Annotated in this window: 22 protein-coding genes; 10 read left to right on the top strand and 12 right to left on the bottom strand. The window is 62.6% G+C overall.

The window, feature by feature from the left end; genetic code table 11:
* Positions 1-58: 58 nt before the first annotated feature.
* Together CGA22_RS20500 and CGA22_RS20505 are read right to left on the bottom strand one after the other, a co-directional pair.
* A complete protein-coding gene (locus tag CGA22_RS20500) occupies positions 59-847 on the bottom strand; it encodes an N-acetyltransferase (RefSeq protein WP_041021547.1) in 789 nt (262 codons plus the stop codon).
* A 99-nt stretch (positions 848-946) separates the two neighbouring features.
* Positions 947-1,912, bottom strand: a complete 966-nt coding sequence (locus CGA22_RS20505; RefSeq protein WP_041021565.1) for an alpha/beta hydrolase — start codon at positions 1,910-1,912, stop codon at positions 947-949.
* A gap of 142 nt (positions 1,913-2,054) precedes the next feature.
* Here CGA22_RS20505 and aroC point away from each other — a divergent pair, with 142 nt between their 5' ends.
* The 5 genes from aroC to mtnC are packed head-to-tail and all read left to right on the top strand — an operon-like array spanning position 2,055 to position 6,195.
* Complete coding sequence (aroC, locus tag CGA22_RS20510) at positions 2,055-3,146, top strand: chorismate synthase (protein ID WP_041021546.1); 1,092 nt, start codon at positions 2,055-2,057, stop codon at positions 3,144-3,146.
* A gap of 34 nt (positions 3,147-3,180) precedes the next feature.
* A complete protein-coding gene (locus CGA22_RS20515) occupies positions 3,181-4,326 on the top strand; it encodes an MFS transporter (RefSeq protein ID WP_041021545.1) in 1,146 nt (381 codons plus the stop codon).
* On the top strand, positions 4,323-4,943 hold the full coding sequence (locus tag CGA22_RS20520; RefSeq protein ID WP_041021544.1) for a methylthioribulose 1-phosphate dehydratase: 621 nt from the start codon (positions 4,323-4,325) through the stop codon (positions 4,941-4,943). Before CGA22_RS20515 ends, CGA22_RS20520 begins: the two co-directional genes overlap by 4 nt.
* A gap of 18 nt (positions 4,944-4,961) precedes the next feature.
* Positions 4,962-5,507, top strand: a complete 546-nt coding sequence (locus CGA22_RS20525; RefSeq protein WP_041021543.1) for a 1,2-dihydroxy-3-keto-5-methylthiopentene dioxygenase — start codon at positions 4,962-4,964, stop codon at positions 5,505-5,507.
* Between the two features lie 4 nt (positions 5,508-5,511).
* Positions 5,512-6,195 carry an acireductone synthase gene (gene mtnC, locus CGA22_RS20530; protein ID WP_041021542.1) on the top strand — a complete coding sequence of 228 codons (684 nt, stop codon included), beginning with the start codon at positions 5,512-5,514 and terminating at the stop codon, positions 6,193-6,195.
* An 85-nt stretch (positions 6,196-6,280) separates the two neighbouring features.
* On the opposite strand, the gene CGA22_RS20535 is transcribed toward mtnC, so the two are convergent.
* Positions 6,281-6,559 (bottom strand): DUF3509 domain-containing protein, encoded by a 279-nt coding sequence (locus CGA22_RS20535; RefSeq protein ID WP_041021541.1) that lies wholly within the window; start codon positions 6,557-6,559, stop codon positions 6,281-6,283.
* Between the two features lie 351 nt (positions 6,560-6,910).
* Between CGA22_RS20535 and CGA22_RS20540 the strand changes: the two genes are divergently transcribed.
* The 4 genes from CGA22_RS20540 to CGA22_RS20555 all read left to right on the top strand — a co-directional run bounded on the left by CGA22_RS20540 (position 6,911) and on the right by CGA22_RS20555 (position 10,354).
* Positions 6,911-8,737 (top strand): long-chain-acyl-CoA synthetase, encoded by a 1,827-nt coding sequence (locus tag CGA22_RS20540; RefSeq protein ID WP_041021540.1) that lies wholly within the window; start codon positions 6,911-6,913, stop codon positions 8,735-8,737.
* 95 nt (positions 8,738-8,832) lie between these two features.
* Complete coding sequence (locus tag CGA22_RS20545) at positions 8,833-9,351, top strand: ankyrin repeat domain-containing protein (RefSeq protein WP_041021539.1); 519 nt, start codon at positions 8,833-8,835, stop codon at positions 9,349-9,351.
* Positions 9,352-9,561: 210 nt separating this feature from the next.
* Entirely contained in the window at positions 9,562-10,092 is a 531-nt protein-coding gene (locus CGA22_RS20550) for a hypothetical protein (protein ID WP_041021538.1), read from the top strand.
* A 70-nt stretch (positions 10,093-10,162) separates the two neighbouring features.
* Entirely contained in the window at positions 10,163-10,354 is a 192-nt protein-coding gene (locus CGA22_RS20555) for a PLDc N-terminal domain-containing protein (RefSeq protein WP_041021537.1), read from the top strand.
* 49 nt (positions 10,355-10,403) lie between these two features.
* Here the strand turns inward: CGA22_RS20555 and CGA22_RS20560 are convergent, their stop codons facing one another.
* The 9 genes from CGA22_RS20560 to gcl form a co-directional block, all read right to left on the bottom strand.
* The gene (locus tag CGA22_RS20560; protein WP_041021536.1) at positions 10,404-11,591 is read right to left on the bottom strand and encodes an MFS transporter; all 1,188 of its coding nucleotides are present in this window, start codon (positions 11,589-11,591) and stop codon (positions 10,404-10,406) included.
* A gap of 225 nt (positions 11,592-11,816) precedes the next feature.
* Positions 11,817-12,815: a sulfate ABC transporter substrate-binding protein gene (locus CGA22_RS20565; protein ID WP_041021535.1), complete on the bottom strand. Its 999-nt coding sequence runs from the start codon at positions 12,813-12,815 to the stop codon at positions 11,817-11,819.
* Between the two features lie 85 nt (positions 12,816-12,900).
* Positions 12,901-13,725 carry an ion transporter gene (locus CGA22_RS20570; protein WP_041021534.1) on the bottom strand — a complete coding sequence of 275 codons (825 nt, stop codon included), beginning with the start codon at positions 13,723-13,725 and terminating at the stop codon, positions 12,901-12,903.
* 19 nt (positions 13,726-13,744) lie between these two features.
* Positions 13,745-14,647: an urea transporter gene (locus CGA22_RS20575; RefSeq protein WP_041021533.1), complete on the bottom strand. Its 903-nt coding sequence runs from the start codon at positions 14,645-14,647 to the stop codon at positions 13,745-13,747.
* 117 nt (positions 14,648-14,764) lie between these two features.
* Positions 14,765-16,180 (bottom strand): pyruvate kinase, encoded by a 1,416-nt coding sequence (gene pyk / locus CGA22_RS20580; RefSeq protein WP_188258689.1) that lies wholly within the window; start codon positions 16,178-16,180, stop codon positions 14,765-14,767.
* Positions 16,170-17,450 carry a glycerate kinase gene (locus CGA22_RS20585; RefSeq protein ID WP_041021532.1) on the bottom strand — a complete coding sequence of 427 codons (1,281 nt, stop codon included), beginning with the start codon at positions 17,448-17,450 and terminating at the stop codon, positions 16,170-16,172. The genes pyk and CGA22_RS20585 overlap by 11 nt, the downstream gene beginning before the upstream one ends.
* A gap of 146 nt (positions 17,451-17,596) precedes the next feature.
* Positions 17,597-18,487 carry a 2-hydroxy-3-oxopropionate reductase gene (locus tag CGA22_RS20590; protein ID WP_041021531.1) on the bottom strand — a complete coding sequence of 297 codons (891 nt, stop codon included), beginning with the start codon at positions 18,485-18,487 and terminating at the stop codon, positions 17,597-17,599.
* A gap of 144 nt (positions 18,488-18,631) precedes the next feature.
* On the bottom strand, positions 18,632-19,414 hold the full coding sequence (gene hyi, locus CGA22_RS20595) for a hydroxypyruvate isomerase (protein WP_188258690.1): 783 nt from the start codon (positions 19,412-19,414) through the stop codon (positions 18,632-18,634).
* Between the two features lie 154 nt (positions 19,415-19,568).
* Entirely contained in the window at positions 19,569-21,344 is a 1,776-nt protein-coding gene (gcl, locus tag CGA22_RS20600) for a glyoxylate carboligase (protein WP_041024961.1), read from the bottom strand.
* A gap of 267 nt (positions 21,345-21,611) precedes the next feature.
* On the opposite strand from gcl, the gene CGA22_RS20605 reads away from it, so the two are divergent.
* The gene (locus CGA22_RS20605) at positions 21,612-22,052 is read left to right on the top strand and encodes a GlcG/HbpS family heme-binding protein (protein ID WP_041024960.1); all 441 of its coding nucleotides are present in this window, start codon (positions 21,612-21,614) and stop codon (positions 22,050-22,052) included.
* Positions 22,053-22,163 lie beyond the last annotated feature (111 nt).

Genomic DNA, 22,163 nt, shown 5'->3' on the forward strand with positions numbered 1-22,163 from the left:
CTGGAGTTTTTGTGGCGAGGGGATAAATCCCCTCGCCACAGGTGGAAAGAGCCGGTACTCAGTGCCGCGTCGCAATCCAGATCAGCAAGCCCGCCTGGAACATGGCAAACGCCACCAGGCAGGTGATGGTGAAGCGCAGGCCGGTGTCTTCGCGCTTGAACTTGTTGACCTTCTCCTCCTGCTGCTTGAGTTTGACCTCCTGTTCCGCCAGGTTCTGCTCGGCCTGTTGCAGCATCTGCGCGGCTTCGAGGATTTCCACGAACTGCAGCTTTTCGGTATTCCAGTCTCCTTTCAGGTCACCGACCTGGGCATCCTTGACGCTGCCCTTGAGATGCTGGGCATCGGCATAGACCACCTCGAAGCCATGGGCTTGCAGGAAGCGGTCGCGGCGCAGTCGGGTATCTTCGTTCAGCGCGTCTTTGTTGTTCAGGTCGGTGCCGTCCACCCGGTAGCTCGACCAGCGCTTCTTGGCCCACGTAGCGGCCTGGGCTGCGAGGAAGCGGCCGATGCCACGGTTCATCGGCTCTATCTGCAGGCTGTCCGGGGAAAAGTGCAGGCGCTTTTCGACGTGGTCGGCCCAGACGTCGAGATGGTTCTGTTCCTTGCGCACCCGCTGGCCCGGTAACTGGATGCTCATGCGCAACAAGCTGCGTTCCTTGCTATGGCGCTCGGCGTAGCTGAATTCGACGAACCGCAGCGGCCGCGCGCCCGTGGCACGGTCCGTCTTGAGCGGGGCCAGCCGGAGCATCTTGTGGTGCTCGGCTTGCACGTCCGCCCAAGGCAGATCCGCCGCCGGTGCGGCGGGCGTTTCGGCAGTGGTGTCGGGTGAAGTTTCAGTCTCAGTCATAACGGCGAAATCCTGTCCTGGCCGGCTCGTCGGCAGTCAATGCGCTGTCCGACACCGGTCTATCGGCCGTTTTTTCCAGGACTGGAGGGCTAAAAGCGTTTAACGGGTGGCTATCGAGTCAATAAAGGCCAGGATATGAGTACCGAGCGCCGCCGCCAGGGGCAGGCCGGGATCCTTGTAAGACGCCAGTTGCTGTTTCTCGTCGTTGGGCACGATACGCATCACGTGGTTCATACCTCCGATCAGCGCCAGTTCGGCGTCGGGTTTGGCCGCCTTCAATTGCCGGGCATCATCGACGCTGACCTGGATGTCATGGCTGCCCTGGATGATCAAGGCCGGCACCTTCAGCGCTGCGAACGCCTGGGCCGGATCCTGGCGGAACAGCGAAATCAGGTACGGCTGCACGCTGGGGCGGAAAATGAACTGCAGTTGCGCCGGCACGTTCGCGTCGACGCGACCGGCCTTGAGGCTGTCGAGCAATTCATTGCTGCGCAACATCAACGGTGGTGGCAGGCGGCTGCCCAGTTGCTGGCGCAGCACCTGGTCGATAGGCCGGGCACTGCCGGCCACCGAGATAACCGCTGCCGCGTTGGCCTGGGGGGCGGCGAGGCTGGCGATCAGCGCGCCTTCGCTGTGCCCCAGCAGGATCAACGGACCCAGCCGTGGGTCGGCGGCCAGCTTGTGACTCCAGGCCACGGCATCGGCCACATAGGCCTCGACACTCAGGTCGCGTTCGTCCGGTGTCGCGGCCAGGCTGGCGGCCACGCCGCGCTTGTCGTACCGCACGCTGGCAATGTTGTGTTTGGCCAGGACCCAGGCCAGGCGCTTGAGGCTGTCATTGCGTCCGCCCTCGGGATTATTGCCGTCGCGATCCGTAGGACCGGACCCGGAAATGATCAGGACAACCGGCACCGGCGTGTCGGATTTGGGCAGTAACAGTGAACCGAAGAGTTCTCCGTGGCCGGTATCGAGGCTGATCGGTCTTAGCAGGACCGTCGCCTGGGCCAGGCTGGAAAACAGGCCGATGAACAGGGTAAGGCTCAGGACACGCAGGTTTAGCATCATCACGCCACTGGTTGCGAAGGTGCCGGTTGGACTGGCGGCCACCGATAAGGTTCGAGGATGAACTACGCAGTTAGCCTGCGTATACTGGCGCCCATCACGAATCCCAGATTGAGTTTCTCAGCGATTTCACGGAGCACCCTGCATGTCCGGCAATACCTACGGCAAGCTGTTCACTGTCACCACCGCGGGCGAAAGCCATGGCCCGGCGTTGGTCGCCATTGTCGACGGCTGCCCGCCGGGCCTGGAGATTGCCCTGGAGGACCTGCAGCGTGACCTGGATCGCCGCAAGCCCGGTACCAGCCGCCACACCACCCAGCGCCAGGAAGCCGATGAAGTCGAGATCCTGTCCGGCGTGTTCGAAGGACGCACCACCGGGTGCGCCATCGGCCTGTTGATCCGCAACACCGACCAGAAGTCCAAGGACTACTCGGCCATCAAGGACCTGTTCCGCCCGGCCCACGCCGACTACACCTACCACCACAAATACGGTGAGCGCGACTACCGTGGCGGCGGCCGCAGTTCGGCCCGGGAAACCGCGATGCGCGTGGCGGCCGGGGCGATTGCCAAGAAATACCTGGCCAGCCAGGGCATCGTGATTCGTGGCTACATGAGCCAGTTGGGCCCTATCGAAATCCCGTTCAAGACCTGGGATTCGGTGGAGCAGAACGCCTTTTTCTGCCCCGACCCGGACAAAGTGCCTGAGCTTGAGGCCTACATGGACCAGTTGCGCCGGGACCAGGATTCGGTCGGCGCGAAGATCACCGTGGTGGCCGAAGGGGTGATGCCCGGCCTTGGCGAGCCGATCTTCGACCGCCTCGACGCCGAACTCGCCCACGCGTTGATGAGCATCAACGCGGTGAAAGGCGTGGAAATCGGTGCCGGTTTCGCCTGCGTCGCCCAGCGGGGCACCGAACACCGCGACGAACTGACCCCGCAGGGTTTCCTCAGCAACAATGCTGGCGGCATCCTGGGTGGCATTTCCTCGGGCCAGCCGATCGTGGCGCACCTGGCCTTGAAGCCGACGTCCAGCATCACCACGCCGGGCCGCTCCATCGACATCCAGGGCAACCCGGTGGAAGTCATCACCAAGGGCCGTCACGACCCGTGCGTCGGCATCCGTGCCACGCCGATCGCCGAGGCGATGATGGCGATCGTGTTGATGGATCACCTGTTGCGGCATCGCGGCCAGAACGCCGATGTGCGGGTCGGCACCCCGGTGCTGGGTCAGCTTTGATGGCTGACCTGCCGACCGCCGTGGCCTGACGACCATGGCGGCACTGCCGTACTGGCGGCTTTCCAGCTTCTATCTGTTCTATTTCGCCCTGCTCGGTTCGACGGCGCCGTTCCTGGCGCTGTATTTCGATCACCTGGGATTCAACGCGGCACGCATCGGCGAGCTGGTGGCGATTCCCATGTTGATGCGCTGCGTGGCGCCGAACATCTGGGGCTGGCTGGGGGATTACACAGGGCAGCGCCTGGCGATCGTGCGGTTCGGCGCGGTCTGTACGTTGCTGACCTTCTCGCTGATCTTCATCGACAAGAGCTACGCCTGGCTGGCGATGGTCATGGCGTTGCACGCGTTCTTCTGGCACGCGGTGCTGCCGCAGTTCGAAGTCATCACCTTGGCTCACCTGAGCGGGCAGGCCTCGCGCTACAGCCAGATCCGCCTGTGGGGCTCCATCGGTTTCATCATCGCCGTGATCGTGCTGGGTCGGTTGTTCGAATGGCTGAGCCTGGACATCTACCCACTGGCGCTGGTGCTGATTATGGGTGGCATCGTGCTCGCCAGCTTCTGGGTGCCCAATGCCCAGCCGGTGCAGGGGTCGCGGGTGGCGGGCGACGGGTTCCTGCGCCAGTTGCGCAACCCCGGTGTGCTGGCCTTCTACGCTTGCGTCGGCCTGATGCAGATGAGCCACGGCCCGTATTACACCTTCCTGACGCTGCACCTTGAACGGCTGGGTTACAGCCGTGGGGTGATCGGCGTGCTGTGGGCTGTCGGCGTGGTGGCGGAAGTCCTGGTGTTCCTGGTGATGAGCCGGATCCTGGCGCGTTTTTCCGTGCGTCGGGTGCTGCTGGCGAGTTTCCTGCTGGCGGCGTTGCGTTGGTTGCTGCTGGGATCATTGGCCGAATTTCTCTGGGTACTGCTGTTTGCCCAGGTGCTGCATGCCGCGACCTTCGGCAGCTTTCACGCCGCTGCCATCCATTTCGTGCAACGTAGCTTCGGCTCCCGCCAGCAAGGCCAGGGCCAGGCGCTGTATGCCGCGCTGGCCGGCACGGGCGGGGCATTGGGCGCGTTGTACTCCGGCTACAGCTGGAACGCCTTGGGCGCCACCTGGACTTTCAGCATCGCCAGCGTCGCAGCCTTCGCTGCAGCCGTTATCATTGCCACACGTATGCAAGAGGACAGGCCATGAGCCTTACCCGTGAACAGCTTGCCCGGGACATCATCGACGCCGGGCGTTTTCTGTATGGCCGCGGTTGGTCCCCGGCCACCAGCAGCAATTACTCCACCCGTCTTGCCCCTGACCAGGCCTTGCTCACCGTGTCCGGCAAGCACAAGGGGCAGTTGGGCGTTGACGATGTGCTGGCCACAGACCTGGATGGCAATAGCCTGGAACCGGGCAAGAAACCTTCCGCCGAAACCCTGTTGCACACCCAGCTCTATCGCTGGCGCCCGGAGATCGGCGCGGTACTGCACACCCATTCGGTGAACGCCACGGTGCTGTCGCGCCTGACGAACGAAGCGTTCATCGATTTCGAAGACTATGAACTGCAAAAAGCCTTCAGCGGCGTGTCGACCCACGAGTCCCGGGTGCGCGTGCCGATTTTCGACAATGACCAGGACATCGCCCGCCTGGCCGCCAAGGTACAGCCGTGGCTCGCCGAGCATCCCGATTGCGTGGGCTACCTGATCCGTGGTCACGGCTTGTACACCTGGGGGACGCGCATGAGTGATGCGCTGCGCCAGATCGAGGCGTTCGAGTTCCTGTTCGAGTGCGAGCTGAAAACCCGCGCACTCCTGAACCGTTAATTTGCTGGAGCCATTGCCATGAGCAGCCTGTCCGTTTACCACGTCTCAAGTCCCGACATCCCGAACAAGGTGTTGACCCACTTCGAAGACATCGCCGCAACCCTGGCCGAACAAGGGGTTCGCTTCGACCGTTGGGAGGCCGCGACGAAAATCCAGCCTGGCGCGACCCAGGACGAAGTCATCGCCGCCTACCGCAGCCAGATCGATCAATTGATGACCGAACGCGGCTACATCACGGTCGATGTCATCAGCCTCAACAGCGATCATCCGCAAAAAGCCGAACTGCGCGCCAAGTTCCTCGACGAGCACCGCCACGGTGAGGACGAAGTGCGCTTTTTCGTCGCCGGGCGTGGCCTGTTTACCCTGCACATTGACGATTACGTCTACGCCGTGTTGTGCGAAAAGAACGACCTGATCTCAGTTCCTGCCGGCACACCGCACTGGTTCGACATGGGCGAGCATCCGCACTTCGTTGCCATTCGCCTGTTCAACAACCCGGAAGGCTGGGTCGCCAAGTTCACCGGCGACGACATCGCCAGTCGTTTCCCACGCCTGGAGGACTGAGCCCGTGTCGATCAAAGCCATACTCACCGACATCGAAGGCACCACCAGCGCAGTGAGCTTCGTCTTCGACGTGCTGTTTCCCTACGCCGCGCAACATCTGCCGACATTTGTCCGCCAGCACGCCGACCGCGGCGACGTGGCCGAGCAATTGGCGGCGGTGCGCCAGGACAGTGGCGAGCCGGAGGCAGACATCGAGGGGGTCATCGCGATTTTGCTGGGCTGGATTGCCGAAGACCGCAAGGCCACGCCACTCAAGGCGTTGCAGGGCATGGTCTGGGAGCAGGGGTATCAGGCCGGGCAATTGAAAGGGCACGTGTACCCGGATGCGGTCGAGGCACTCAAGCGCTGGCATCAGGCTGGCTATGGGCTCTATGTGTATTCATCGGGGTCGATCCAGGCGCAGAAGCTGATCTTCGGCTGTTCGGAAGCCGGTGACCTGTCGCCGCTGTTCAGCGGTTACTTCGACACCACCTCAGGGCCCAAGCGCGAGGTCCAATCCTATCAGCGGATCAGCCAAACCATGGGCATTGCGCCGGACGAGATCCTGTTCCTGTCGGACATCGTCCAGGAACTGGACGCGGCCAAAGGGGCTGGCATGGCGACGTGTGGGTTGGCTCGGGAGGGGGGGACGTTGGAAGGGCATGTCACGGTGGACAGTTTTGCCAATATAGACCCAAAGCGCTTCTGAGGATCATTACACACCCTGTGGCGAGGGGATAAATCCCCTCGCCACAAAAGCCCAGTTGAGGGAGTCCAACTGGGCGAACTTCAGGTCAAGCGCTGTGGTAAGTCGGCAGCGCGAAGCGATGCTGACTCTGCAGCATGGTGATCTGCGGCAGCTCGCTGGCCTGTTCAGCCAAGTCACGACGGATAGCACTGATCACCCAGGACAATTGGTCCCCTGCGTGCAACTGGGCGTAGGAAATCGAGCGTTTGAACTGTTTGCCTTCGCTATTGCGCAATGTCAGCAGGATGCCGCCGTCCGGGCGAGCTTGTGTAGTCACTTCGTAGTTGGAAAACAGGGATGCAAACTTTTCTTGAATCATATTCATATGACTGCTCCTTGGTGGTGGCAAACCGTGGAGGAGAAGTTGCACTGACCATGCCAGCATTGGATCCGCTTAAAAATCCTTTAAAAACAATAGCTTATATTTTTGCTGGATTTTTGCTTTCGTGCATCTTGCATGAACGGCCATCGTGCATCCTGCATTTTGCGTGGTCATGCAATCATTTTTGGAACCAAATCGATTTCTAACGCTCACGCCTCACCTGTTCCGGGCGGTGGATACAAAACATTGCAAAAACCGCGTGTACAGCGCGGCAGCCGCTGGGTAATTTCGACCGATTCGTCGCTGCCAGCCTGAGCGCAGGAACCGAGACCCACCGGTCGAACAGGGAGTTTCATGAGTCGTATACCCAGCGACGCCATTACCTGGGGCATGATGCTGCGCAAGCTGCCTACCCTCGCCAGAGTCGCTCCTCGGATCGTCAAGGGCCGCAAGCTCGCCAATGTCCGGGATCCGGCCCAACCCTGCGGCCTGGGCTGGAGTTTCGAAGAGGCCACGCAACGCAATCCCCAGGGCCCGGCGTTGTTGTGCGGCGACATTTCATTGAGTTATGCACAGGTCAACGAGCAGGCCAATCGCATCGCCCACTACTGGTTGGCGCAGGGCATCGGCAAGGGCGATTGCATTGCGATCTTTCTTGAAAACCGTCCACACCTGCTGATAACGGTACTGGCGGCGGCAAAGGTCGGGGCGGTCAGCGCGATGCTCAATACCTCGCAAACGGGCGATGCGCTGGTCCATAGCCTGGCGCTGGCTGCGCCGGTCGCGGTGGTGGTGGGGGACGAACGGGTCCCGGCTTTCGAGGAGGTACGCGGTCGGACCGCGCTGTCGAGCGCTCGCACCTGGTGGCTGGCGGACGAGCAAAGCGCCGCTGCCCCCAAGGGGTTCGTCGACCTGCTGGGCAACAGCGACGGCTACCCCAGTGAAAACCCGGCCAGCAGCCGACAGGTGTTCTCCAACGACCCGTGTTTTTACCTCTACACCTCGGGCACCACCGGGTTACCCAAGGCCGGGATATTCCGCCACGGGCGCTGGATGCGCACGTCCGCCCTTTTTGGCCTGATTGCCTTGGACATGCGGCCCGACGACGTCCTCTATTGCCCCTTGCCCCTGTATCACGCCACGGGCCTGTGCGTGTGCTGGGGAGCGGCGATCTGTGGCGCATCGGGTTTTGCGATCCGACGCACGTTCAGCGCTGGCCGGTTCTGGAGCGATGTACGCCGTTATCGGGCGACCACGCTGGGTTATGCGGGGGAGTTGTGCCGTTACCTGATCGATCAGCCCGCCAGCCTTGAAGACCGGCGCCATGAGGTGAAGAAGATGATCGGCAATGGCCTGCGGCCGGGCGCCTGGGCTGCGTTCAAGACCCGCTTTGGCGTCGACCACATCTGTGAGTCGTACGCGGCCAGTGACGGCAATGTCGGCTTCACCAACCTGTTGAATTTCGATAATACCGTCGGGTTCTCCCTCGTGGGTTGGGCGCTGGTGCAGTACGACCATGGCAGTGGGATGCCGTTGCGCAACCTGCAAGGGCGAATGCAGAAAGTGCCGAAGGGCCAGCCAGGCCTGCTGCTGACGCGGATCGATGACAAGGCGCCCCTGGATGGCTACACCGAGCCGGCCCGGACCGAAGAGACTATCTACCGGGATGTCTTCACCCCTGGCGATCGTTACTTCAACACCGGTGACCTGCTGCGTGATCTCGGCTTTGGTCATGGGCAATTCGTCGATCGTCTCGGCGACACCTACCGCTGGAAGGGCGAAAACGTTTCCACGACGCAGGTCGAGAATGTCTTGCTGCAGCATCCGCAAGTGGCCGAGGCGGTGGCCTATGGGGTTGAGATCAACGGCAGCGACGGGCGCGCCGGCATGGCGGCGATCACCCCGTCCGAATCGTTGGCAACCCTGGATTTCGGCGAGCTGCTGCAGTTTCTGCAAGCCAGGCTGCCGGCCTGTGCGGTGCCGCTGTTCCTGCGTATCAAGGTAAAAATGGACATCACCGGGACCTTCAAATACCACAAGACTCGGCTCAGGCGCGAAGCCTTCGACCCCTGCGTCATCGGCGACGAGCCGGTCTACGCCTGGTTGCCCGGCAGCGGGACTTACGTGCGGGTCGACCGCCAGTTGGCGACACAGATCCAGGGCGGGCAGTACGGTTATTGATTCTGGCTATAACGGGTACTGAGAAAAAGGGGATGACAGGCTCTGCGCTGCTCGGGAAACTAGCCGCATTCTCGAAGACTCAAGTGGAGTGCCCCATGTCCGATACAAGCCGCCAGATGACCCCGGAAGAGGCTGCGGAATTTGCCGAACAGGTATTCAACGTGGCGCGCCAGGGCGACGCCGCCATGATGGCAGCCTTGCTGAGCAAAGGCTTGCCGCCCAACCTGCGTAACCACAAGGGCGACACTTTGTTGATGCTGGCCGCTTATCACGGGCACGTGGAAACGGTGAAAGTACTGCTGGAACACAAGGCCGATCCGGAAATCCGCAACGACAACGGCCAGAGTCCGATTGCCGGCGCCGCGTTCAAGGGCGACCTGGCGGTGGTCTCGGCCCTGGTGGACGGTGGCGCACAGGTGGAAGGCGCTTCCTTCGACGGCCGCACGGCGCTGATGATGGCGGCGATGTTCAACCGGGTGGCGATCGTCGACTACCTGATCGGCAAAGGCGCGGATCCGAAGGCCAAGGACGCCAACGGCGCCTCGGCCCTGGACGCGGCCCGGACCATGGGCGCGGCGGATACCACGGCGCAGTTGGAGAAGTTGTCGAGCTGATATCAGACGGTATCTACGTGATGAGAATGACTGTGGGAGCAAAGCTTGCTCGCGATTACGGTAAGTCAGTCAGCAATAATGTCGACTGGCCTGCCGCTATCGCGAGCAAGCTTTGCTCCCACGGCAAGCGCCTTCGTCGCGGATGCCTCGGCTGATGTGATGCGCTATCCTGCGCGCCCTCGAAATTCCCAATTGCCACAGGATCCGCCCATGAAAGCCGCACTCGTCGAACTCATCAGCAAAATCAGCTCCGGCTGCCTGGGCGATGCCGACATTGACAGGATCGCCGACGAAGCGGCCCAGGCCTATGCCGATCCGGCGGCTTTCCTGACGGCCAACCCGGACATCAACTACGACGACACCTTTCCGATCCCCCTGGGCGAATGGGTGGTCGTCGGCAGTTTGCCGGACACCGTGCTGTTCCAGGCTGACACCTATGTGCAGTTGTTCGAGCAGATCGTCGCGTCTTTCGGCCCCGGCGTGGCGTTCAACCTCAAGCCCAAGCAACTGGCGAAAACCGAGGCCCTGACGGCGCTCAACCGCATCCAGATCCAGATGAGCAGCCTGAACAAGGAAAACGGCGGCTACGTGCTGATGAACTTCAGCCAGTTGCTCGACGATGAAATGCAGATGGTGCTGGTGTACGGCAACGACGTGCCGCGGGTGCTGGAGTTGTGCGCGCAAGCCGGCATTGCCGCCGCCCCCGCCCTGGAAGCCCTCAAGGTCGCGATCCACGTCTGAAGCAATAAAACGGAACCCTCGTCGGGGCCGACTATCCTAAGTGTGCATGCCATCACTTGGGAGCGACACCATGGGTTCCACCTTCAACGGCCTGGTTGGCCTGATCATCCTGGCGCTCGATATCTGGGCGATCATCAATGTGCTCAAGAGTGGCGCGGAAACCGGGATGAAAATCCTCTGGGTACTGCTGATCCTGCTGTTGCCAGTATTGGGCCTGATCATCTGGGCGATTGCCGGGCCGCGAGGCAACGTGCGGGTTTGACGACGCTTGCGCTGTACCCGGCAGGCTTTGCCCGCCGGGCCTCTATCGATTACGCCGCCGCCAACGCGTGTTTCTGGGACGTGCCGAGAAAGCGCAGCAGGGCCAGCAGCGGGAAGGCGCTGCCGACGATCACCACCCACAACCAACCGCCATGCTCATACACCGCGCTGGCAATCGATGAGCCGAAGGCGCCGCCGACGAAGATGCTGGTCATGTACAGGGCATTGAGACGGCCGCGGCTTTTGGCATCCAGGGCATAGATGGTGCGCTGGCCCAGCACCATGTTCATCTGCACACAAAAGTCCAATACCACGCCCGTGACCGCCAGACCGATGACGCTGTAGAGCGGATGGATGAACGCCGGCAGGAAACTCAGGCTGGCGAACAGCATCGCCAGCAGCGAGGCGATGCGGGTATGACCGGCGTCGGCCAGTCGCCCGGCAATGGGGGCGGCGATGGCGCCGATAGCACCGACCAGGGCGAACAGGGCAATCTCGGTCTGGGACAGCCCATGGTTACGCGCCAGCTCCAGGGGCACGGCGGTCCAGAACAGGCTGAACGTGGCGAACATGCAGGCCTGGTAGAACGCCCGTTGGCGCAATAGCGGTTGTTGCCGCAGCAAGGTGCCGAGGGAGCCCAGCAGTTGCCCGTAGGTGGCACTGTGGTCAGGCTGGCGCTTGGGCACGGTGAACGCCAGGACGAGGCTGATCGCCGCCATCAATGCCGCCGCGATCATGAACATCGCGCGCCAGCCGAAGTGATCGGCCACCACGCTGGACACCGGCCGTGCCAGCAGGATCCCCAGCAGCAGCCCACCCATGATTCCACCGACCACCCGACCCCGGGATGCTTCCGGCGTGAGATGCGCGGCCAGGGGAATCAGGACTTGTACCGACACCGAACTGAACCCCACCAGCAGCGAAACCAGCAGGAACACATTCGGCTGATCGGTGAACGCCGCGCCCAACAGGCTGGCAATCGCCACGAGGGTGGTGAGGATCATCAACCGGCGGTTTTCCAGCAGGTCGCCCAGCGGCACCAGGAAGAACAGGCCCAGGGCGTAACCGATCTGGGTCAGCGAGACGATCAGGCTGGCCATGGTGCTGGACAGGCCGACGTCGGGGGCGATCAGGTCGATGATGGGTTGGGCGTAATAGATATTCGCAACGATGGCGCCGCAGCAGAAGGCGAACAGCAGGACCATGCCTCGGGTCAGGGCGGGGGAGTTGGCGGTCATGGGATTTCCGTCAATGACTGGTAAGGATTGTGGGCAAGGCTAAAGGCTGTGCCGGCTTCGGGGTAGTCGCCTGGATTGATAACAACCATGTCCGGGATTGATGCGACTGTGGGAGCGAGCCTGCTCGCGATAGCGGTGTGTCAGTTGCCAGTGCTTGTCTGACACTCCGCTATCGCGAGCAGGCTCGCTCCCACAGGGTTTTGGTGCGGCCTGAAAGTGGCGGTTTTATTGCCCGCTGTAGATCTGGTCGAAAACCCCACCGTCATTGAAGTGAGTCTTCTGCACGGTGCGCCAGTCACCGAAGGTTTTCTCCACCGACAGGAAATCCACTTTCGGGAAGCGGTCGGTGTATTTGGCCAGGATGGCTGGGTCCCGCGGACGCAGGTAGTTGGCGGCGGCGATTTCCTGGCCTTCGGGCGACCACAGGTACTTGAGGTACGCCTCGGCGGCGTCGCGGGAGCCTTTTTTATCCACAACCTTGTCCACCACGCTGACCGGAGGCTCGGCTTCGGCGGATACGCTCGGATAGACCACTTCGAACTGGTCGCGACCGAACTCGCGGGCGATCATCTCGGCTTCGTTTTCAAAGGTCACCAGCACGTCGCCGATCTGGTTGGTCATGAACGTGGTGGTCGCGGCACGACCGCCGGTGTCCAGCACAGGCGCCTGCTTGAACAGCTTGCCGACGAAATCCTTGGCCTTGGTTTCATCACCGCCGTTCTTCAGCACATAGCCCCAGGCCGACAGGTAGGTGTAGCGGCCGTTACCGGAAGTCTTCGGGTTGGGCACGATCACCTGCACGCCGTCCTTGAGCAGGTCGGGCCAGTCTTTCAGAGCCTTGGGGTTACCCTTGCGCACGATGAACACCGTGGCCGAGGTGAACGGAGCGCTGTGGTTCGGCAGGCGGGTGACCCAATCCTCGGGCACCAGTTTGCCGTTGTCCGCCAGGGCATTGATGTCGGTGGCCATGTTCATGGTGATGACATCGGCCGGCAACCCGTCGATGACCGAGCGTGCCTGCTTGCTCGAGCCGCCGAAGGACATCTGCACGGTGATGTTCTCGTTGTGCTCGGCCTGCCAGTGCTTCTGGAAGGCGGCGTTGTAATCCTTGTAGAAGTCGCGCATCACGTCGTAGGACACGTTGAGCAGCGTCGGGGCGGCGTGGGCCAGGCTGCCAAAGGTCAGCCCGGCGGCGAGAAGGGTGGCGCCAAAAAAGTTCTTCACTGCGAATTCCTTTTTATCGGGAAGGGAGATGCCGGGCAAACTAGCCGCAAGCTCATAGGTCTTCAAGCATTTAAAAGTACTTTGCTTATTCCAATTTCTTAAACAACGCATTGCCACAACGGGAGCAAAAAGCGGCTGCCTGTTCGTGGCTGTTTTTGCTGCATACCAGGCAATCGTGCTTGAGCTGGTCGCCGCGCATGGCGGTGGCCAGTTCCGCAGTGAAGATACCGGTGGGCACGGCGATGATCGAATAACCGGTGATCATCACCAGGGATGAAACCACCTGGCCCAGGGGCGTCTTGGGCACGATATCGCCGAAGCCCACGGTGGTCAGCGTCACGATCGCCCAATAGATGCCCTTGGGGATGCTGGTGAAGCCATGCTCCGGGCCTTCGATGACGTACATCAGCGTGCCGAACACCGTCACCAGGGTGGAGACGCTGACCAGGAACACGATGATTTTCTGCTTGCTGCCCCGCAGCGCCGCCATCAGGTAATTGGCTTGCTTGAGGTAAGGGCTGAGCTTGAGCACCCGGAAGATCCGCAGCATGCGGATGATCCGAATGATCAGCAGGTATTGGGCATCGCTGTAATACAGCGCCAGGATACCCGGCACGATCGCCAGCAGGTCCACCAGGCCATAGAAACTGAACGCATAGCGCAGGGGCTTGGGCGAGCAGTACAGGCGCAGGCCATACTCGACGATGAAAACGAAGGTGAAACCCCATTCGATCCCGGCCAGCACGGCCGCGTAGTTCTTGTGCACGCTGTCGATGCTGTCGAGCATCACGATCACCAGGCTGGCGAGGATGATCAACAGCAGCGCACTGTCGAAGCGTCGACCGGCCACGGTGTCGGTCTGGAAAATCATGATGTAGAGGCGTTCACGCCAGTTGTCGGTGCTGTCCATAACCTTCGCCTGATTCAAGTCAGCGAAGCCTAGGGCGATTGCCCCGCAGAGCGCAAGGCGCGGTGTCGAGTCTGGCCTGTTGCCACGCCCGAACCGTGGCGCGGACCAGCCAGCCGGCGAGGATGAAAGGGGCGGTCAGCGGCGCCAGGCCGAGGGCGGCGAACCCCGGCGTGAGCAGGATTGCCAAGAGGATACCCACGAGCGGCAGCCAGGGTGAGCGTCGCGCCTGGCTGAGCGCCAGCGCCACCAGGGCCGGGTTGTAGCCAGCCAGCCCTGACAGGGCGGCCGCGTTTTCATGATGCAACAAGGCGAAGGCCAGGCCGGCGGCCGAACCGAACAATGCCCAGCTGGCGGCGCGCGGGTTGGCCAGCAGTAGGCCTGTCGCGATCAGCGCTCCGGCCAACGGCTGGTCGAGAAACATCACTTGGCCCAATCCGTCCAACCAGCCGGTCAGCAGGTTGGGCGCTGTCACTTCGACTGCCGGGGTAGACGGCTGCAGCGGGGCGAACCCCAGCAGCAACCAGCCCAACCCCACGAAGGGCGCAGTGTAGGCGGGCAGGCAGCGCGGGCCACGGGTACGCCTGAGCCATTGCTGGGTCAGCATCGCACTGAGACCGCCGCCCGCGATGATCAACGGCGGCAGCAAGACGGACCAGGGCAAGACCAGACCCGCCAGCAACCCCAGCAGGATGCCGTTGTAGCTGAACAGCCCGGCCTGGCGATCCGCCTTGGGGTAATCGCGCCGCTGGGCCGTGAGCAACCCGGCCACGCCACCCAGCAACGCCCACCCGAACAAGGCCGGCGCGCTGAACAGGATTGCCAGCAGGCACAACAGGCCGCACAGCGGATGACGCTGGAGGAAGATCTGGCTGAAGCCGTTGAGCAGGGCGGTGGCCCAGTCGGGGCAGTGGGTGTTGGGCATGGTTGGGTGGCATGTCTGATGGATCGAGTCGAGCTCATCGCGAGCAGGTTCGCTCCCACAGGGATTGCGTCGTACCTTGTGGGAGCGAGCCTGCTCGCGATGGGGCCAGTACAGGCGCTAGATCAGCGTCTCGATGCGCAACGAATTGGTCGACCCCGGCTGCCCGAATGGCACGCCGGCGGTGATCAGCAGCGTATCGCCGCGCTGCGCCATGCCTTGGGCCTGGGCGATTTCCAGGGCGGTGGAACACACTTCGTCCACCTGCCGCAGCCGATCGTTGACCACGGAGTGCACGCCCCAGGCCACGGTCAAGCGGCGGGCGGCCTGAAGGTTCGGCGTGAGGTTGAGAATCGGCACCGTTGGCCGTTCCCGCGCGGCTCGCAGGCTGGAGCTGCCCGATTCGCTGTAGTTCACCAGCACCGCCACCGGCAGGACGTTGCTGATGCGACGGATCGCGCAACTGATGGCGTCCGACACCGTGGCCTCGGCTTTCGGGCGGCTGACGTCCAGTTGGGTTTGGTAATCCGGGCCGTTTTCGACCTGGCGGATGATCTTGCTCATCATCTGCACGGCTTCGAGGGGGTAGTCGCCCGAGGCGGTTTCCGCCGACAGCATCACCGCGTCGGCACCTTCGGCCACGGCGTTGGCGACGTCGGTGACCTCGGCCCGGGTGGGGGCCGGGGAGAAGCGCATCGACTCCAGCATCTGGGTCGCCACCACCACCGGTTTGCCGAGGGCACGGCAGGTGCCGATGATGTTCTTCTGGATCTGCGGCACGCTCTCGGCCGGCACTTCAACGCCCAGATCGCCACGGGCGACCATGATCGCGTCGCTCAACTCGGCGATTTCCCGCAGTTGGGTCACCGCCGACGGTTTCTCGATCTTGGCCATCAGGAACGCCTTGTCGCCAATCAGTGCACGGGCTTCGCGGATGTCTTCGGGACGTTGGACGAACGACAGCGCCACCCAGTCCACGCCCAATTCCAGGCCGAAGCTCAAGTCGCGACGGTCCTTGGCGGTCAGCGGGCTCAGGTCGAGCACGGCCTGGGGCACGTTCACGCCTTTGCGGTCCGACAGTTCGCCACCGTTGAGCACTTCGGTGTCGATGGCGGCGCTGTGCCGGGCGACCACCCGCAGGCGCAGCTTGCCGTCATCCAGCAGCAAGTCCATACCTGGCTCCAGGGCCGCGATGATTTCCGGGTGGGGCAGGTTGACCCGGCGTTGATCGCCGGGTGTCGGGTCCAGGTCCAGGCGCAGGGCCTGGCCGCGTTGCAGCAGGACCTTGCCGTCGGCGAATCGGCCGACCCGCAGTTTCGGGCCTTGCAGGTCCATCAGGATACCCAGCGGGTAGTTGAGTCGCTGTTCCACTTCGCGAATCCACTGGTAGCGCTGGGCATGGTCGGCGTGATCGCCGTGGCTGAAGTTCAGGCGGAAGATGTTCACCCCGGCCCGCACCAGCTCATGGATGTCGTCGATCCCGCGGGTGGCGGGGCCGAGGGTGGCGAGGATCTTGACCTTTTTGTCAGGCGTCATGGGCGGGGTTCTCGAGGATCAGGATGGCGCGGAAGTCGTTGACGTTGGTGCGGGTCGGCTCGGTAACGATCAACCCATCCAGCGCGGCGAAATAGCCGTAACCGTTGTTGTTGTCCAGCTCGTCGCTGGCGCTCAGGCCCAGCTCGGCGGCGCGGCGGTAGCTGCCTGGGGTCATGATGGCGCCGGCGTTGTCTTCGGAACCGTCGATGCCGTCGGTGTCGCCGGCCAGTGCATAAATACCGGGGTGACCCTTGAGATTGTCGGTCAGGCTCAGCAGGAATTCGGCGTTGCGACCGCCTCGGCCGTGGCCGCGCACAGTCACCGTGGTTTCGCCGCCGGAGAGGATCACGCAGGGCGCTGCCAGGGGCTGGCCGTACCGGGCGATTTGTCGGGCGATGCCGGCGTGGACTTTCGCCACTTCCCGGGACTCGCCCTCCAGGTCGCCAAGGATCAGTGGGCTGAAACCGGCCTGGCGGGCTTTCACCGCTGCCGCTTCCAGGGATTGCTGGGGGCGGGCGATCAGTTGGAAATGACTGCGGGCCAGGCTTGGGTCGCCGGGCTTGACGGTTTCCGACTCCGCGCTGTGCAGCCAAGTGTGTACCGACGCCGGGACCTCGATGCTGTAGCGCTTGAGGATCGCCAGGGCTTCGGCCGATGTGCTGGGGTCGGCCACAGTAGGGCCGGACGCGATGACCGTGGCGAGGTCGCCCGGCACATCGGAAATCGCATAGGTGTAGACCGTCGCCGGCCAGCAGGCCTTGCCCAGGCGTCCGCCCTTGATCGCCGAAAGGTGCTTGCGCACGCAGTTCATCTCGCCGATGGTGGCGCCGGATTTGAGCAAGGCTTTGTTGATTGCCTGCTTGTCGGCCAGGGTGATGCCGGCCGCCGGCAGTGCCAGTAACGCCGAGCCACCGCCGGACAACAGAAAGATCACCCGGTCGTCCTCCGTCAGGTTGCTGACTAACGCCAGCACCCGTTCGGCCACCGCCAGGCCGGCCGCGTCGGGTACGGGGTGGGCGGCTTCCACCACCTCGATTTTCTGGCAAGGCGCGCCATGGCCATAGCGGGTCACGACCAGGCCGCTGACCTCGCCCTGCCAGCAACGCTCAACCACCTGCGCCATCGCGGCGGCGGCCTTGCCGGCGCCGATGACAATCACCCGACCACTGCGGTCGGCTGGCAGATACTGTTCAAGGACGTGCTGCGGATGGGCCGCGTCGATGGCTGCGGCAAACAGCTCGCGGAGCAATTGTTGCGGATCGACCGACATGGCGGGCTCCCGATTCTTATTATTGGATTGATGCGATCTCTTGTGGGAGCGAGCCTGCTCGCGATAGCGGTGGTTCAGTCACAGCATTATCGACTGTGAAACAGCCATCGCGAGCAGGCTCGCTCCCACAGGGTTTGGGGCAGGAGTCAGTTATCGCGAATCGAGAAATTCGCCATGTGCTCCAGCCCCTTGATCAGCGCCGAGTGGTCCCAGTTGCTGCCGCCGATGGCCGCGCAGGTGCTGAACACTTGCTGGGCGTTGGCGGTGTTGGGCAGGTTGATGTTCAGTTCCCGTGCACCTTGCAGGGCCAGGTTCAGGTCCTTCTGGTGCAGGCTGATGCGGAAGCCCGGGTCGAAGGTGCCCTTGATCATGCGCTCGCCGTGCACTTCCAGGATTTTCGATGAAGCAAACCCGCCCATCAGCGCTTCGCGGACCTTGGCCGGATCGGCGCCGTTCTTCGAAGCGAACAGCAGGGCTTCGGCCACGGCCTGGATGTTCAGTGCGACGATGATCTGGTTGGCGACCTTGGCGGTCTGGCCGTCGCCGTTGCCGCCCACCAGGGTGATGTTCTTGCCCATGGCCTGGAACAGCGGCAAGGCGCGTTCAAATGCGCTGCTGTCGCCACCGACCATGATGCTCAGGGTCGCGGCCTTGGCGCCGACTTCGCCACCGGACACCGGGGCATCGAGATACTGCGCGCCTTTTTCATTGATCTTCGCCGCGAACGCCTTGGTGGCGGTGGGGGAGATCGAACTCATGTCGATCACCACCTTGTTCGCGCCCACGCCCGCCGCGACGCCATCGGCGCGGAACAGCACGTCATCGACCTGGGGCGTGTCCGGGACCATGACGATGATGAACTCGGCTTCCTGGGCAACTTCCTTCGGGTTGGCCAGGGCCACCGCGCCACCGGCCAGCAGATCGGCGGGAGCCGGGTCGTGATGTTGGGACAGGAACAGGCTGTGCCCGGCCTTTTGCAGGTTCAGTGCCATGGGGTGACCCATGATGCCGGTGCCAATGAATCCGATTTTAGCCATGGGGGAAATCCTCTTGTTTTTGAGCCAATGGAGGCTGCTTTTTTGTGGGAGCGAGCCTGCTCGCGATAGCGGTTTCGCATTCGCCGATGAGGTTGGCTGGACTGCCGCTTCGCGAGCAGGCTCGCTCCCACAGGGGGAGTCGTTTCAGATAGCGTTATGGGTTTTCAGCCAGTTCAGGCCGGCTTCGGTGGTGGTCAACGGCTTGTATTCGCAGCCGACCCAACCGGAGTAGCCGATGCGGTCCAGGTGTTCGAACAGGAAGCGATAGTTGATCTCGCCGGTGCCCGGCTCGTTGCGTCCCGGGTTGTCCGCCAATTGCACATGGTTGATCTCGCCCAGGTGCGCCGACAGGGTCCGGGCCAGGTCACCTTCCATGATCTGCATGTGGTAGATGTCGTACTGCAGGAACAGGTTGGCGCTGCCCACCTGCTCGCGGATCGACAGGGCCTGGGCGGTGTTGTTGAGGTAGAAGCCGGGGATGTCGCGGGTATTGATGGCTTCCATCACCAACTTGATGCCCTTGGCTTGCAACTTCTCGGCGGCGTACTTCAGGTTGGCGACGAAGGTCTTGCGCACCAGGGCTTCGTCGCAATTCTGCGGGCAGATCCCGGCCAGGCAGTTGACCTGGGTGTTGCCCAACACCTGCGCGTAGGCAATCGCCAGGTCGACGCCGGCGCGGAACTCCTCGACCCGGTCCGGCAGGCAGGCAATGCCACGTTCGCCCTTGGCCCAGTCACCGGCCGGCAGGTTGAACAGCACCTGGGTCAGGCCGTTGGCGTCGAGCAGGGCCTTGAGTTCGGCGGAGCTGTAGTCGTAAGGGAACAGGTATTCGACACCCGTGAAACCGGCCTTGGCGGCCGCTTCGAAACGGGCTAGGAAATCCTGTTCGGTGAACAGCATGGACAGGTTGGCGGCGAAACGCGGCATGGCAGTCTCCTATGAATATTCTGAAGCCGTTGTGGGAGTGGGCCTCTGTGGGAGCAAGGCTTGCCCGCGATAACATCGCCTCGGTATCAAGATGAACCGAGGCGCCTACATCGCGGGCAAGCCTTGCTCCCACAAGGGCTCGCTCCCGCAGGGGTCAATCAAGCAACGAAATGGCCGTCGGCGCGTCGTTGCCCACCAGTGCCAGGTCTTCGAATTCGTTGACGGAATTGATCTCGGTGCCCATGGAAATATTGGTCACTCGCTCGAGGATGACCTCGACGATCACCGGCACCTTGAACTCCTCGATCATTTCCTGGGCCTTGCGCAATGCCGGCTGGATGGCGGACGGTTCGAACACCCGCAGCGCCTTGCAACCCAGGCCCTCGGCGACGGCGATGTGGTCTACCCCATAGCCGTTGAGTTCCGGCGCGTTGAGGTTGTCGAAGGACAACTGGACGCAGTAGTCCATGTCGAACCCGCGTTGTGCCTGGCGAATCAGGCCCAGGTAGGAGTTGTTCACCACGACATGGATGTACGGCAGCTTGAACTGCGCGCCCACCGCCAATTCTTCGATCATGAACTGGAAGTCGTAGTCCCCCGACAAGGCCACGACCTTGCGGCTCGGATCGGCCTTGACCACCCCCAGCGCGGCCGGAATGGTCCAGCCCAACGGACCGGCCTGGCCGCAGTTGATCCAGTGGCGTGGCTTGTAGACGTGCAGGAACTGCGCCCCGGCGATCTGCGACAGGCCGATGGTGCTGACGTAGCAGGTGTCCTTGCCGAACACCTGGTTCATTTCTTCGTACACGCGCTGGGGCTTGACCGGCACGTTGTCGAAGTGTGTCTTGCGTTGCAGGCTGGCCTTGCGCTGCTGGCAGTCCTGCAGCCACGCACTGCGGTTCTTCAGTTTGCCGGCGGCCTGCCATTCACGGGCGACTTCGATGAACACCGTCAGTGCCGAGGCGGCGTCGGAGACGATGCCCAGGTCCGGGGTGAACACGCGGCCGATCTGGGTCGGTTCGATGTCGACGTGAATGAACCGACGACCTTCGGTGTAGACATCCACCGAACCGGTGTGGCGGTTGGCCCAGCGGTTGCCGACACCGAGCACCAGGTCCGACTTGAGCAGCGTCGCGTTGCCATAGCGGTGGGACGTCTGCAGGCCGACCATGCCGACCATCAGCGGGTGGTCGTCCGCAATCGTGCCCCAACCCATCAGCGTGGGGATCACCGGGATACCGGTCAGCTCGGCGAACTCCACCAGCAGCTCGCTGGCATCGGCATTGATGATGCCACCACCGGCCACGAGCAAGGGTCGTTCAGCCTGATCGAGCATCGCCAGGGCTTTTTCGACCTGCGCACGGTTGGCCGCAGGCTTGGCCAACGGCAATGGCTGGTAAGTGTCGATGTCGAACTCGATCTCGGCCATCTGCACATCGAAGGGCAGGTCGATCAATACCGGGCCGGGGCGGCCGGAGCGCATCTCAAAGAACGCTTTCTGGAATGCGTAAGGCACCTGGCCCGGTTCCAGGACGGTGGTCGCCCACTTGGTTACCGGTTTGACGATGCTGGTGATGTCCACCGCCTGGAAGTCTTCCTTGTGTAGACGAGCGCGGGGTGCTTGCCCGGTGATGCACAGGATCGGGATCGAATCGGCCGAGGCACTGTAGAGCCCTGTGACCATGTCGGTGCCGGCCGGGCCCGACGTGCCGATGCAGACGCCGATGTTGCCGGCCTTGGCGCGGGTATAGCCCTCAGCCATGTGCGAGGCACCTTCAACGTGGCGTGCGAGGACATGATCGATGCCACCCACCTTCTGCAGGGCGGAGTACAGCGGATTGATCGCGGCACCCGGAATACCGAAGGCGGTGTCCACGCCTTCACGGCGCATCACCAGAACGGCGGCTTCGATTGCTCTCATTTTGCTCATGGTTTTGTGCCTCTTACGTTTTGTAATTGTATACAAGTGGCTTTTCGGCGAGTTTATTCACGGCGAACGTTGCAGGTCAATCCTTTTCCTCAAGTGCCTGCTTCATTCGTCGGAAGGCCGATAACCCTGTGGCTTTTCGTCGCGCGTGGCGATTTTCGAGAATTATTGTATACAAAAATATATTTAATTGTGCTCTATTTGTTGTGTGAGGGTTTGCCGAAGGTGAAACCCAAAAGGCTTTCCAACAACAAAAGAGGGACAGCATCCATGAGCGCTCTAACCTTGAACGTCGCCGTCAACCTGGCGGGGCAAGCCCTTGTCGCGGGTCGTGAAATCAACGCTGCACCCCTGACCGTCGCCGTCCTCGACAGCGGCGGGCACCTGATTGCCCTGCAGCGCGAAGACGGCGCCAGCCTGCTCCGCCCGCAGATCGCCATTGGCAAGGCCTGGGGCGCCGTCGCCCTGGGTAAAGGCTCACGCCTGCTGGCCCAGGACGCCCAACAGCGCCCAGCGTTCATCGCTGCGTTGAACAGCCTGGGGCAGGGCAGCGTCGTGCCGGTTCCGGGTGGGGTGTTGATCAGGGATCAGGCGGGGCAGGTGTTGGGCGCGATTGGCATCAGCGGCGACCTGTCGGATGTCGATGAGCAGGTGGCTGTCAGGGCTGTGGAAGCGGTGGGGTTGCGGGCGGATGCGGGGGTGGTTGTTTGATTCTGTATTGACTGATCTATCGCTATCGCGAGCAGGCTCGCTCCCACAGGTTTCGATGGGTGGACACAAAATGTACGAACACCGCAAATCCCTTGTGGGAGCGAGCCTGCT

Source organism: Pseudomonas sp. PSB18, assembly GCF_014596565.1.
Taxonomy (GTDB): Bacteria; Pseudomonadota; Gammaproteobacteria; order Pseudomonadales; family Pseudomonadaceae; genus Aquipseudomonas.